General features: G+C 68.2%; 10 protein-coding genes and 1 tRNA gene. 7 read left to right on the top strand and 4 right to left on the bottom strand.

What is annotated here, in order from left to right:
* The first annotated feature begins 12 nt into the window (after window positions 1-12).
* The 6 genes from LRX77_RS06245 to LRX77_RS06270 all read left to right on the top strand — a co-directional run bounded on the left by LRX77_RS06245 (window position 13) and on the right by LRX77_RS06270 (window position 6694).
* Window positions 13-987, top strand: coding sequence for an AAA family ATPase (locus LRX77_RS06245; RefSeq protein WP_231832060.1), 975 nt, complete (start codon window positions 13-15; stop codon window positions 985-987).
* The gene (locus LRX77_RS06250; protein WP_231832061.1) at window positions 984-2345 is read left to right on the top strand and encodes a DUF58 domain-containing protein; all 1362 of its coding nucleotides are present in this window, start codon (window positions 984-986) and stop codon (window positions 2343-2345) included. Before LRX77_RS06245 ends, LRX77_RS06250 begins: the two co-directional genes overlap by 4 nt.
* Window positions 2342-4858: a transglutaminase-like domain-containing protein gene (locus tag LRX77_RS06255; protein ID WP_231832062.1), complete on the top strand. Its 2517-nt coding sequence runs from the start codon at window positions 2342-2344 to the stop codon at window positions 4856-4858. The genes LRX77_RS06250 and LRX77_RS06255 overlap by 4 nt, the downstream gene beginning before the upstream one ends.
* Window positions 4855-5877, top strand: a complete 1023-nt coding sequence (locus LRX77_RS06260; RefSeq protein ID WP_231832063.1) for an FHA domain-containing protein — start codon at window positions 4855-4857, stop codon at window positions 5875-5877. Before LRX77_RS06255 ends, LRX77_RS06260 begins: the two co-directional genes overlap by 4 nt.
* An 85-nt stretch (window positions 5878-5962) precedes the next feature.
* Window positions 5963-6039, top strand: a tRNA-Arg gene (locus LRX77_RS06265).
* A gap of 136 nt (window positions 6040-6175) precedes the next feature.
* Window positions 6176-6694 carry a hypothetical protein gene (locus LRX77_RS06270; protein ID WP_231832064.1) on the top strand — a complete coding sequence of 173 codons (519 nt, stop codon included), beginning with the start codon at window positions 6176-6178 and terminating at the stop codon, window positions 6692-6694.
* Between the two features lie 10 nt (window positions 6695-6704).
* Here the strand turns inward: LRX77_RS06270 and LRX77_RS06275 are convergent, their stop codons facing one another.
* From LRX77_RS06275 to LRX77_RS06290, 4 genes are all read right to left on the bottom strand, one after another.
* Entirely contained in the window at window positions 6705-9257 is a 2553-nt protein-coding gene (locus LRX77_RS06275) for an ATP-binding cassette domain-containing protein (protein ID WP_231832065.1), read from the bottom strand.
* Window positions 9258-9322: 65 nt separating this feature from the next.
* Entirely contained in the window at window positions 9323-10192 is an 870-nt protein-coding gene (locus LRX77_RS06280; protein WP_231832066.1) for an NADPH-dependent oxidoreductase, read from the bottom strand.
* A gap of 40 nt (window positions 10193-10232) precedes the next feature.
* The gene (locus LRX77_RS06285) at window positions 10233-11423 is read right to left on the bottom strand and encodes a MalY/PatB family protein (RefSeq protein ID WP_231832067.1); all 1191 of its coding nucleotides are present in this window, start codon (window positions 11421-11423) and stop codon (window positions 10233-10235) included.
* A 282-nt stretch (window positions 11424-11705) separates the two neighbouring features.
* A complete protein-coding gene (locus tag LRX77_RS06290; protein WP_231832068.1) occupies window positions 11706-12437 on the bottom strand; it encodes a winged helix-turn-helix domain-containing protein in 732 nt (243 codons plus the stop codon).
* Window positions 12438-12868: 431 nt separating this feature from the next.
* On the opposite strand from LRX77_RS06290, the gene tadA reads away from it, so the two are divergent.
* Window positions 12869-13330 carry a tRNA adenosine(34) deaminase TadA gene (gene tadA, locus LRX77_RS06295; RefSeq protein WP_231832069.1) on the top strand — a complete coding sequence of 154 codons (462 nt, stop codon included), beginning with the start codon at window positions 12869-12871 and terminating at the stop codon, window positions 13328-13330.
* The last annotated feature ends 74 nt before the right edge of the window (window positions 13331-13404 follow it).

Below are 13404 nucleotides of genomic sequence, written 5' to 3' on the forward strand. Positions count from 1 at the left end.
ACAGGAGAACGCATGAGCAGCAGCATCACCGCCGAGCAGTCGGCGTGGTTCGGCGACACCTTCGGGCGCCTCGTCGACAACGTCGAGCAGGCGATCGTGGGCAAGCGCCACGTCATCGAACTCGCCTTCACGGCGCTGCTCACCCGGGGGCATCTGCTGCTTGAAGACGTTCCGGGCACCGGCAAGACAGCGCTCGCTCGGGCGCTCTCGCGCACCGTGCAGGGCACCTCGTCACGTGTGCAGTTCACGCCTGATCTGCTGCCCGGCGACATCACCGGCATCAGCATCTACGACCAGAAGCGCGGCGAGTTCGAGTTTCACAACGGCCCGATCTTCGCGAACATCGTGCTCGCCGACGAGATCAACCGCGCCTCGCCGAAGACGCAGTCGGCGCTGCTCGAGGTGATGGAAGAGGGACAGGTCACGGTCGACGGCGTCACTCGGGCGCTCGACAAGCCGTTCATGGTGATCGCGACGCAGAACCCGATCGAGCAGGCCGGCACCTACCGACTGCCCGAGGCGCAGCTCGACCGCTTTCTGATGAAGACCTCATTGGGGTATCCCGACTCGGCGTCGACCCGCCGCATCCTCGAGGGCGCCGCCGTCAGCACCGACCAGATTCCCGGCATTATCCTGCCGAAGGCCGTCAACGACATGATCGCGCTCACCGCCGACGTGTTCATCGAACCCGTGATCGTCGACTACATCGTGCGGCTGGTCGAGGCGACGCGCGACGCGGCGCAGACCCGACTGGGCGCCAGTGTGCGCGGAGCTCTCGCCCTGGCCAATGTGTCGCGCACCTGGGCGCTCGCGCATGGTCGCAACTTCGTCACACCGGATGACATCAAGGCGCTCGCGCTGCCGGTGCTCGGCCATCGCATCATCCTCGATCCCGAGGCCGAGTTCGACGGCGTCACCCCTGACCGGGTGATCGGTCAGATCCTGCTCGACACGGCTCCGCCCACGCAGGGGGCTGCTCAGCAGTGACCTTCGACCCCAGCACCCGCACCTCGACGCGCACCTCGACCCGCACCGAGACTGTGACCAGCTTCGCGCAGGGCGGCGTCTCGACGCGTGCCCGTGCACGGCTGAGCCTGTTCGGCGCGCGCTCTGTGCGCATCGTGCGACGGTGGATGCGGCACGCCGCCCGGTGGCTCGGAGAGACCGTGACCGCGGCGGGGTGGGTCGCCGTCGCGGTGGCCGTGCTGGCGACGGTGCTGGGGCTGAGCTTGGGCATCGTCGAATGGCTGGTCGCCGGGCTCGCTGCGCTCGTGCTGCTGCTGATCGGGTCGGTGTTCCTCTTCGGGGCGAACGCCTACCATGTCGACCTCGGGGTGCTCGAGGATCATGTCGTCGCCGGTGACGAGGTGACGGGCGACATCACCGTCACGAACGTCTCGAAGCGGCCTGCGCTGCCGGGGCGACTCGAGATTCCCATCGGGGCGGCACTGGCCGAGACGCACGTGCCCCTGCTGCTGGCGGGGGCCACGCATGCCCAGCGCATCAGCATCCCCGCACAGCGTCGCGGCATCGTCGACGTCGGGCCGGTGCGCTCGGTGCGGGCCGACCCCATCGGGCTGCTGCACCGCGACATCCAGTGGACCAAGCGGCACACGCTCTACGTGCACCCGAAGACGGTGTCGCTGCCGACGACGGCCAGCGGTTTCGTGCGCGACCTCGAGGGCACGCCCTCGTCGGTGCTGGTCAGCGACGACATCTCGTTTCACGCCGTGCGCGAGTACATGCCGGGAGACGCGCCGCGCAACATCCACTGGAAGTCGACGGCCAAGACCGGCACGCTCATGGTGCGCCAGTACGAAGAGACGCGACGCTCGAAGGTCGGCATCGTGCTCGGCATGTCGGCCGCCGACTTCGCGGCCGACGACGAGTTCGAACTCGCCGTGAGCGCTGCCGCGTCGATCGGCGTGCGACTCATCCGCGACCGCCGCGACCTCGACGTGGTGGTGAGCGAAGAGGTGCCCGAGTCGGCCCGTCGCGTCATCCGATCAGCGCGCCGGCTCAGCACGTTCACGCCGGTCACGCTGCTCAACGACTTCAGCGGGGTCGACCGCAGCGCGCAGATGATGCGACTCGGCGAAGTCGCCACGCTGGCGGCTCAGCAGATCGACGGGCTGTCGCTGGTGTTCATGGTGTGCGGCTCATCGCTTTCTCTGCACGATCTGCAGACGGCCGCGCACCGATTCGACATCGACACCACGGTGGTCGTCGTGCGCGTCGACCTCGACGAAGAGCCGGGGGTGCGGCGCATCGGCGACCTCACCGTCTTCACGCTGGGCATGCTCGACGATCTGCGACATCTGATGGCGAGGGCGGTGCAGTCATGAGCGACACCCGTCAGACGCAGGCCGTCTCCCGCGCACAGCTGGTCGCCACACTCGCGTTCACGAGCGCCGTGCTGGCCCTCGTGATCATCGGCTCGTGGCCGATCTATCGCAAGCCCACGCTCTTCGTGGCCGGCGGGGCAGCGCTCGTCGCGGGCCTGGCGGTCGGCCTCGTGATCGTGCGGCGGCGCCTGCGGCCGCTGCCGGCGATCACGCTCGCCGTGGCGGCCTACGCCGTCGTGGGGTTGCTGGCCGCCGTGCCGTCGACCTGGTCGGCGCTGCCGGCGACACTGGGCGACGGCGCCCTCGAAGTGCTCTCCGCCCCGGTCACCGGCTGGAAGAATCTGCTCACGATCACGCTCCCGGTCGGCGACTTCCAGGGCATGCAGCTGCCGCTCTTCCTGGTCGTCTACGTCGCGGCTCTGCTCTCTGTGCTCTTCTCGCTGCGTCTGACGCGGGGCTGGGGGCTCGCGCTCCCGGTGCTCGGCGCGGCCCTGCTCTTTCCGACCTTCTTCGGCGCACGCGGTGCGGCCGAGACGGTGTCGCTGCCCGGCCTGCGCGCACCGGTGCACCTGGTCTGCGGGCTGCTGGGGCTGGGCCTGCTGCTGGCCTGGCCGATCGTTCGGCAGCGGCGGGCGCGTCTGGCCGCTCGCGTGGCCTATGCCGGTGATGTGACCGGGCAGGCCGAGGGCGAGGCCGCTCGAAAGCCGGCGGATGCCGTGGAGGTCGCCATCGCATCCCCCGGCCGGCGCGGCGCACGCCTGCGACGGGTCGCGCTGGCCGTCGGCATGGCCGTCGTCGCTGTGGTCGTGGCCGGCGCGGCGAGCGGGCCGCTGCTCGGCGACCGCGATCGCGTCGTGGGGCGCAGCGTCGTCGAGCCCGAGACACAGGTGCCGCCGCTGAACAGCCCGTTGGCCGCGTTCCGACGCAACTTCACCGCGGCGCATCTGAATCAGACCCTGCTGACCGTCAGCGGCGACGCTCCGCAGCGACTGCGATTCGCGACGCTCGGCGAGTACGACGGCGATGTCTTCCGCACGGCAGATCCAGAGCAGCGCAGCAGCGCCGACACCGCCTTTCGGCGCGTGCCGTTCGTGCTCGACACCACCGGCGAGACACGCGACGCGACGGTCACGGTCGGTGACTACCAGTCGGTCTGGGTGCCGCTCGGCGAGCAGTTGGGGCAGCTGCGGTTCGACGGCGGTGAGCAGCGTTCGCTCGGCAGTCGATTCTTCTTCAGCGACCGTCTGCAGTCCGGCATCCAGCTCGCCGATCGGGCAGGGCAGCAGGGTCTGCGCGCGGGCGACGAGTACACGTTCTCGTTCGCGCCCGACGACGATCAGCCGTCGTCTGACCTGGGCCCCGGGAGCGGCTCGGTCGACGGCGTCAGCGCCGATCTGATGCCCGAGCTCAACGAGTGGGTCGCTCAGAAGCGCGAGGGCGGGGCCACGCTCGGCGAGGTGCAGCGGCTGAACCGCCTGCTCATCCAGCGCAGCTACCTGGGGCACAGCAAAGACGACCCCGGGCAGGGCGAGAACAGCTGGCTGCCTCGCGACTACCAGTTTCGCGGCAGCGATGCCGGGCATACGCGCGCCCGCATCGACGGGCTGTTCGGCTCGATGCTCGACAACCGCTATCTCGACTGCTCGAGCACGGTGTCGCAGTGTGCGGCCACCGTCGGCGACCAGGAGCAGTACGCGACAGCGACTGCGCTCATCGCGCGAGTGGTGGGCTTTCCCTCTCGGGTCGTCTACGGGGCCAAGGTCGAAGAAGACGGCCGCGTGCAGGGGCGGGATGTCACGGCGTGGGCCGAGGTGCTCACCAGCGACGGCCGGTGGGTCGCCGTCGACGCCGATCCGCGCACCGACAACCGCTTCGTCGAGAACCCCGACCAGAACGCGTTCAAGCGCTACAGCCCGACGACGGCTCAGCAGAACGCGGGGCAGGTGCCGCCGCCAGACAAAGATCCGTCTGGGGGCGACCTCGGCTCGGATGTCGCCAGCAGCAGTCAGGTGCTCGCCCGGGTGCTCGCGATCGTGCGCGGCACCACGACGGTGCTCTTCTGGGCGGCGCTGATCACGCTGCCGCTGTGGGGTGTGCTGCTGGTCAAATTGCTGCGGCGACGTCGTCGTCGCACCCGAGGCAGCTCAGATCAGCGCATCGTCGCCGGCTGGGACGAGCACGTCGACAACATCGTCGACGCTGGTGGCAGCGTGCCGATTCGGGCCACGCGACGCGAGATCGCCGAGCCGCTGGGCAGCGAGAGTCGACGGCTTGCCGACCTCGCCGACTGGGCGGCGTTCTCGGGGGTCGGGCTCAGCGCCGAGCAGGCTGCCGAGTACTGGCGGCTCGTCGACGCCGAACGCGTTCGAATGGTGGCCGACAAGACCGGCTGGCAGCGGTGGAAGGCGCGTTTGTCGCCCAAATCGCTGACAGGATATGTTAGACGCGTGCGCATTCTCGCACAGGTTCCCCAGCGTCTGCGCTTGGGGCTGGGAAGAGGAAAGACAAGATGACGAATCCGCAGTTTCCCTCATACGGATCCAACGACTGGACCGATGGCGCACATCTCGCCCAGCAGGCGGCCGACCCGGCCACCTCACCAGAGCAGATGCGGGTCATCATCCAGCAGGATCCATCGCTCTCAGCGGTCGTCGCAGTGAACCCGAGCATCGATGACGCGCTGCGCACCTGGCTCTGGGAGTATGGCGGCGACGACGTGCGGCAGGCCATGAACGACCAGTACGAGCAAGCCCTCCAGGCGCAGCAGCTGCAGCAGGCGCAGCAGCTGCAGGCGCCGGTCGATGACGGCTCGGGTGCGCAGGGCGGCTTCGCTGCGCAGGGCGGGTTCGTCGAACAGGTCGCGCCGATGCCGGAGCAGCAGACACCGGCTCACTCCTGGTACCAGGAGTCGGCGCCGGTGATCGACTCAGTGCCCGGTTTCTCGCCTGCGGAGCCTGCAGACGATGCCCCTTTCGGCACGTCGGAGGCTGCAGCGCCGGCAGTCGGTTCAGACCCGCAGTCGTCTCCTGCCACGCCCCAGCATGCGCGCGAACCGCAGACGGCCGCACCGCAGGAATCCGCAGTCTTCCCGGGCGCGGCAGACTTCGGTGACTCGGCAGACCTCGGGGGTGCCGAGAGCTTCGGCGCCAGCGCCGACATCGAAGATGACGATGCTGAGAAGACGGTGCTGGTGCGTCGCAACCATCGCCCGACCAGCCACCTGCTGCTCGAGTCCGGTGACAGCGTCGAGATCGAGGCCGATGTGGCGATTCTGGGACGCAACCCGCGCGGCGAGTTCAGCCGACGCGATCAGATCGTGCGCATCCCTGATTCGCACAAGACGATCTCGAAGACGCACGCCAAGCTGGAGTGGGTCGACGGGGGCTGGTTCATCACCGATCTCGAGTCGACCAACGGCGTGACTCTGGGCACGGCTGATGACGAAGTCGAGATCACCCCGAACAGCGCGACCCCGCTTGACGGGCCGTTCGCGCTCGGACTCTACCGCATGGAGCTCAGGGTCGATCGCTGATCACCGGTCTGCGCGCGCCGCTGGGTGAGCGCCGATCACATCTTGTGCATCAGGTGCGAAGTGTGTATAGTGATTCTTCGGACATGCGCCCGTAGCTCAGCTGGATAGAGCGTCTGACTACGGATCAGAAGGCCGGGGGTTCGAATCCCTTCGGGCGCACCATGAGAAAAGGCCCCGCATTCGCGGGGCCTTTTTCATACCCAGACACCTGTGCGATGCTGGGCTCGATGAGCACAGACGTGGTGTGAACATGCATGGGTGCGAAATGAATGCGGGTGTGAATGAACGTGGTCGTGCAGTGAACACCAAGCAGCTGCAACAGGTGCGTGAGCTGCTTGGGCAGGCGGTCGGGTCGCTGCGCGAGGCAGGTTCGCGCGACGAGGCGCTCGCCCGCTATGTGCCGCCGCAGAGGCGATGGGTGTTCACCCGTCGCGCCCGTCTCGAACCCGTCTGCAGAGTCTGGCGCATCGGTATGCTGCTGGCCAACGAGGCCGGTGACGCCTGGATCGTCGGCACGACGACTCGAGTGCTGGAACCGGCCTGGCCGCGCAACACGGCGCTTGCGATCGAAGAACGACGGAGGCTCCAGGAGCTCGCCTGGAACGGCCCCTTCGAGCGTGGCGACACGGTCAACTTCGAGGCGGTCCCGATCGACCTGAGCAGCGGCGGTCACGGTGAGACCGAGGCGTGCCCCTTCGTCGATGTCGACGGCGAGATCATGGTGCGGTGGGATCCGCACACCACGGGCACCCAGCTGCAGCCCTTCGCCGAATACGTCGCCGAGCAGATCCGCCTGCGCATCGATCCGTTCCTCTAGGTCGGCGTCGTCAGCCGCGAGTGCGGCGCAGGCGTGCCCAGGCCCCGGCCAGCGAGACCGCACTCATCGCGATGACGATGCCGAGGCTGCTCCACCAGCGCCACAGCTCGTGCTCCCACAGCGGATCGGTCGCGGGCATGCTCGACTGTGCGACCTGTCGCTCGGCCTCGTCCGAGATTTCGAGCAGGTGCGGCAGATCGGTGCTGATCGCCGCCATCGCCATCGTCCAACGCGCCGGAACGGCGCGCGAGATTCCGTCGAGCACCTGGTTGTCGGTCAGGGGGATGAACCCGCCGATCATCACCAGCTGCACCAGGAAGACGACGATGATGACCGGCATCACCTGGCTCTGCGAAGTCACCAACGCCGAGAGCAGCAGGCCGAGCATCAGACAGACGGTCACGGTGACGCCCATCGCGAGCACCAGCTCGGTGCGGGCGCCGAGGCCGAGAATGCCGTCGCCCTCCGGTGGCGGCTTCACCACACCCGCCATGAAGACCATGACGATGGCGCCGATCCACCCCAAGATCCCGTAGACGATCACCTTCGACAGTAGATAGCACCAGATCGAGAGGTTCACCGCACGTTCGCGCAGAAAGATCGAGCGCTCGCTGACCAGGTCGCGAATGGTCATCGCCACGCCCATGAACGCGGCGCCGATGGTGAGCAGCGCCAGGATCAGCTGCGGCTCAGTCGCATGCTTGGCGCCGGCCACCTGCGTCAGGCCGGTGTCGCCGGGCACGACCAGTGGCAGCAGGCCGACCAGGAACGGCACCGCGAGCAGAAAGACGCTGTATCCGCGGTCGGCGAGCAGCAGCGCGATCTGACGCCTGATCAGGGTCAGCAGCTGCCGCGGTCGAGCCGAGGAATCCGTCGTCGCGGTCGACTGCTCGGCACGTGGCTCGTGCCGGTGCTGCGGCTGAGGTGCGTGACGCTGCCAGCGTTCACGGCATCCGTCGGGGTCGCTCTTCAGCCGGTCGAAGATCGTCGACCAGTCGGCGGTGCCGAAGTAGCTGACGGCCTGCACCGGCGACCCGATGAACGCGGGCGCGCCCCCGGGCACGAGCACGACGATCTGATCGCAGAGGGTCAGACAGGCGACCGAGTGCGTGATGACCAGAACCGTGCGGTCGCCGTCGGCCAGTGAGCGGAACTCATGCATCAGCTGACGGTCGAGGGCCGGGTCGAGGCCCGAGGTCGGCTCGTCGAGAATCAGAAATGACGGCTCGGTGAGCAGCTCCATTGCCACCGACGCCCGCTTGCGCTGGCCACCGGAGAGCTTGTCGATGCGCGTGTCGAGATGTGCGCGCAGGTCGAGCTGCTGCACCGCCTTGTCGATCTGGGCGTTGCGCTCCTGGGCTGAGACGTCGGCGCCGAGGCGAAGACGAGCCGCGTACTTGAGCGCCTGATGCAGCTTGAGATGACGGTGGATGACGTCGTCCTGCGGAACCATGCCGATGCGTTTCTTGGCGATCGCATACTGCCGATGGATGTCGAACCCGTCGAAGCTGGCTCGCCCCTCGCTCACGCGATTGAGCCCCGAGATCGCCTTCACAAGGGTCGACTTGCCGGCTCCTGACGGGCCGATCACGGCGGTGAGCGTGCCGCGCGGCGCCGAGAAGTCGACGTGGTCGAGCAGCTTGCGACCATTGCCGAGTGTGAAGCTGACCTGGTCGACTTCGAGGCCTCCGCGGTCGGGAAAGGCCACGCTGGCCGGCACGAGGCGCTGGCGGCGAAGGGTGAAGTCGGTCGCCCCCGACGTGAGGATGTCGCCCTCGCGCATGTGCGCGGTGGTCACGGGGCTGCCGTTCAGGTAGACGCCGTCGCGAGGTCGGCTCTGCACCAGCAGGCCGTCTCGTTGCCCCTGCAGGCGGGCACTCTGCAGCGGCGAATGCAGATCTGGAAGCACCACGTCGCTGGCGGTCGACCGTCCCATGATCATGTGCTGGTTCGGCGCGATGCTCCAGCCGGCCGATGCATCCGGCTGCGACTTCGGCGGCTGCGTCTGGGGTGGGTGCTGCACCTGCGCCTGGTGCTGTCGCGGAGGCGGGGCCTGCGGCGACGGCGAATGCAGTGGTCGCGGCCGCTGCGCGGACGGCATTCTCGGCGGCAGTGGCCCCGACGCGGCGGGCAGGCCTCTGGCCTTGACGGTGGGCTCGCCCGGCGTCGACGTCTCTGGCGCCGGGTTGGTGCCGTCGGCGCGAATCAGACGGATCGACACGACCGGCCCCTGCACGGCGTTCCCCAGACGAACGACCGTGTCTGCGGCGATGCCCTCGCGAGAGATGCGCCGGCCGTTGATGTAGCTGCCGTTGCTCGAGCTCAGGTCTTCGACGTACCAGCCGCCGTGGAAGCCGATGAGCAGCTGTCGACGAGAGACCAGCGGGTCGCGAACGGTGATCTGCGCGGCGACGCCTCGACCGATGATCGCGAACTCCTGCGGCTGCAGCGTCACCGTGCGGTCGCCGGCCGTCACGACCAGCGATCCTGATGCCACGTCAGTCGTGGCTGCGACGACACCATGCTGTTCGCCGGTGTGCGCGCTCGATTGGTGTGCCAGCATCCGCCCCCCTCAGGCCTCAGCCAGTCTACCGGAGCCGCCAGTCGGCGAGCACCAGACCATAGCGATCAGTCAGAGGGCAGCCCGAGGTCGCGCAGGGCCTCGCGCAGTCGCTCGCGGCCGAAGAAGTCGGCGTCGTCGGCGAAGTGCTCGGTGATGTAGGTCTGCCAGTCGAACTCTCGCCCGTATTCGGCGAAGAAGGCGTTGATGCGCTCGGCGTAGGCGTCGAGCCCGGGCAGCACGTCGGCGTCGTACTGCTCATGATGCACGACGATCTCGGGCAGAGGCCGCGGGCGGATCTTCGCGCGATCGGTCGGACTCGGCCACCCCAGCGTCATGCCGAAGGCGACGGCTGTGTGCGGCGGCAGCGCGAGGGCGGCGGCGGTCTCTTCTGGATGGTTTCGCGCACCGCCGATGTAGGTGATGCCCATGCCCAGCGACTCAGCGGCGACCGTGGCGTTCTGCGCGGCGAGGGCGGCGTCGACGAAGGCGACGAGGGTGGCCTCGAGCAGCGCACCGCCGGCGAACGGCCGTTCGGCGCGCTCTGCCAGCGCCGCGGAACGGTGCAGGTCGGCGATCCAGAAGAGCAGCACCGGCGCCTTGTCGATAAAGGGCTGGTTGCCGATCAGCGGCTTCAGCTGCTCTTTGCGGGCCTGGTCGCGCACGACGATGACGCTCCACGAGTGCTGATTCGAGCTGGTGGATGCGGCCTGTGCGGCCGTCAGAATGGCGCGCAGCTGGTCGTCGGTCACGTCTCGGTCGCTGAATCGGCGCACCGAGCGATGCTGCAGCTGTCGCAGGATCGTCGGGTTCACGGCGTCGAACGCCGGTGCCCCGTCGCCGCCGAAGCGCACGCGCAGGGCCTCGACGAGCTCGTCGCGCGTCGGCTGGTGCAGGTCGGGGTTCTGACTGGTCGGTGCGTCTGCAGCTTCGCTCATGCAGTCATGCTATCGGTCGCCGCAGACATGCGCGCCCGGCTCAGTGCGACTCGGCGTTCACCGCAGTGCCGATGCGTTCGAAGATCTCGGTGAGAATCGGCAGCGGCGTGGCGAAGTTGACGCGGATGAAGTCGGCTGCGGCTGGTCCGGTGGCGGCGCCGTCGGTGATCGCGACGCCGGCCTGCTCGAGCACGAAGTCTCCGAGGGGCCGCGGCAGGCCGTAGTCGCCCAGGTCGATCCAGGCGAGGTAGGTGCCCTCGGGGCGGCGGTACCGTGCTCGGGGCAGGTGTGTGGCGACCAGCTCGTCGATCGCGCTGCGATTGCGGTCGAGGTAGGCGACAAGGTCGTCGAGCCATCCGCGACTCTCGTCGTAGGCGACGGTGTTCGCGACGACGCCCAGGGGGCTCACCGCGTCTTCGGGCCAGTAGCGCACCTGCTGCCAGGTGTGCAGATCGTCGTCGTTCGAGAACAGCACCTGGGCGGTCTTGAGCCCCGCGAGGTTCCACGCCTTCGACGCACTGGTCACCGTGACGGTGTGCGCGGCCGCGGCCTCGTTCACCGAGGCGTAGGGCACGTGACGGTTGGGGGCGTAGACCAGGGGAGCGTGGATCTCATCGGCGAACACCCGGCCGCCGTGGCGCTCGACGACCTCGCTGATGGCCACGAGTTCGTCTCGAGTGTAGACGTGCCCGGTGGGGTTCTGCGGGTTGACCAGCACGAGCACCTCGCCGCCCGCGCGAAAGGCCTGGTCGAGCGCGTCGGGGTCGAGACGCCCGTCGGCTTCGAGCGGCACCTGCACGGTGTCACGCTGCCAGGCCTGCTGCGGCAGAAAGAGGAAGGGCATGTACGCCGGCGTCGGCAGAATCACTTTGCTGTCCGAGCTGCGTGTGAAGTGCTGCAGCGTCACCTCGAGGCCGCTGACCACGTCGGAGAGACGGCCGACGTGCTCGGCGTCGATCTGCCATCCGTAGGCGTCGCCGTACCACTTCGCCGTTGCCTCCTGCATCGCCAGCGCCTGGTGCGGCACCAGGTAGCCGAAGCGGCTCTCGCGCACCCAGCGCTCGAGCACCGCCGTGATCTCGGGTGCCGCACCGAAGTCAGACTCGGCGATGAACGCGCCCACGGCATTCGGATAGTGCGCCCACTTGCGGCCGCCGATGGCGCGCAGCCGGTCGATCGTGATGGCGTCCCAGCGGGCGGTGAGCTCGGCGAAGGCGGATGCGTCGGTCATGTGGTTCCTCTCGGGTGCAGTGCTCGGTCTGCTGCGGATCTCAGTGCGGTACACGTTCAATGATGCGCCCGACACGACGTGACTCGATTCGATGAGAGGGGTGGCGCTGCGAGATGAGGTGGAATGAGCCAGCTGCCCCAGGGGAAGAGGGCAGCCGGCCCGCACTCAGAAGAGTGCTGCGCCACAGCAGGCGCTGTGCGTCTCCGCACGCCCACAGCACTTGCAGATCGTGGTGTGGACTCCACCAAAGATACCGATCGGCAGGGTGTCAGAGCAAGCGATTCAGTCGGCTTTGACCGCCACGTCGGCGTGTCGGTCGAAGCGGTAGCCGATGCCGCGCACGGTGCGCACGATCTCTTGGTAGTCTCCCAGCTTCGCGCGCAGTCGCCGCACGTGCACGTCGATGGTGCGCTCGTTCGGCACGCCCTCGGCCTCTTCGTCCCAGAGGTCGGCGAGCAGGTCGTTGCGGTGCACGGTCTCGCCCTCATGCTCGACGAGGTGCCCGAGCAGATGGAACTCCTTGTAGGTCAGCGCGACCTCTTGGCCGTCGACGAGCACGCGCTGGCGAGAGAAGTCTATGACGACGCCGCGGCGCTGCGTCTGGCGCTCCTGCTGGCGAGCACGCTGGGCCGCGGGGTCGCGCAGGGCCAGGCGCACGACATCCACATCGCGGCCGCCGGCGCCGCGCGGGGCGATCGCGAGCGTCGCATGCGTCTTGATGGCGGGCACCAGCGCCTCTGCCGTCTCTTTGAGGGCCGCGACGAGCTGCTGCAGGCTGACGCCGCTGGCGGCCGCGCTGACCTCGTCGAAGCCGACGTAGAGCGCGAAGCCGCGAGCCTCGACGTTCTCGTCGCGTCGTGCGTGCGGATGCTGCCCTCGACCCGCCTGGCGGGAGGCCGGTCGGGTGGTGTGCGCGCTCTGGGTGTGTGCGCCGGCGGCGGGAGCGCCGTCGTGTGCAGCGTCGGTCTGCAGGTCGTCGGCTGCGAAGCGGTGGTGGTCGTATGAAGTGGTCATGAGTGAGTCCTCGGTGTCGTGAGCGATGTCTGCATGCGGGTGGTCGCGCGCTGCCGTGTGATCGGGCGCGGGATGCTCTGCAGAGTGAGAGCCGTTGTGGTGTGACCGATGAGGATGCGTGGCCTCTGACGGTGTGTCAGGTCGCGCGTCGAAACGGTCGGGCTGCTCGGAAGGGTGCCGGGTCAACGACACATTCGGGACGTATCGGCCGTCGTGCGCATCATCGAACGGCAGCCTGCTGCCACCTCGATGTGTGCTGCGCGGGTGCGGTCGAATGTGCTCATAACGAACAGTCTGCGATATCGGCAGGGGCGAGTCAAGGCTGGGGCGCGTCGAAGCCTCGGACATGACGAAACATGACGACTGTGACGCTGCGGTAAGTTGGACGTGGCGCCGCCCAGTCGACCATGAGTGAGGAATCTTTCGTGAACATGCCTGTCTCCCCCGTTTTCGAGCAGTGGATGGACGCAGCACTCGAGGAGTCGCATGGTGCGCTTGAGACCGGCGACGTGCCGGTCGGGGCGATCATGCTCGATGCGCTCGGCAACGTCATCTCGGTGGCGCACAACGAGCGCGAGAAGCTCCAAGACCCGACCGCTCACGCTGAGGTGCTGGCAATTCGCCGTGCGGCGAAGGCCTGGGGCAGCTGGCAGCTGCCGAACACGACGCTTGTCGTGACGCTTGAGCCCTGTGTGCTCTGCGCCGGTGCGATTCTCTCGGCGCGCATCCCGCGTGTCATCTTCGGCGCTTGGGACGACAAAGCGGGTGCTGCAGGGTCGGTCTACGATCTGCTGCGCGATCGTCGGCTCAATCATCAGGTCGAGGTCATCGGCGGCGTCTGCGAGCGGCGCAGCAGTGGGCTGCTGCAGGATTTCTTCCAGCCCCGCCGTTGATCTCCGATCGTTTATCTTTTCGACGCAGGCTCGAAGCGTCAGCGGAAACAGGTAGCCTGAGTGTGAAGGCGGGG

This window comes from Pseudoclavibacter sp. 13-3 (assembly GCF_021168475.1).
Lineage (GTDB): Bacteria > Actinomycetota > Actinomycetes > Actinomycetales > Microbacteriaceae > Pseudoclavibacter_A.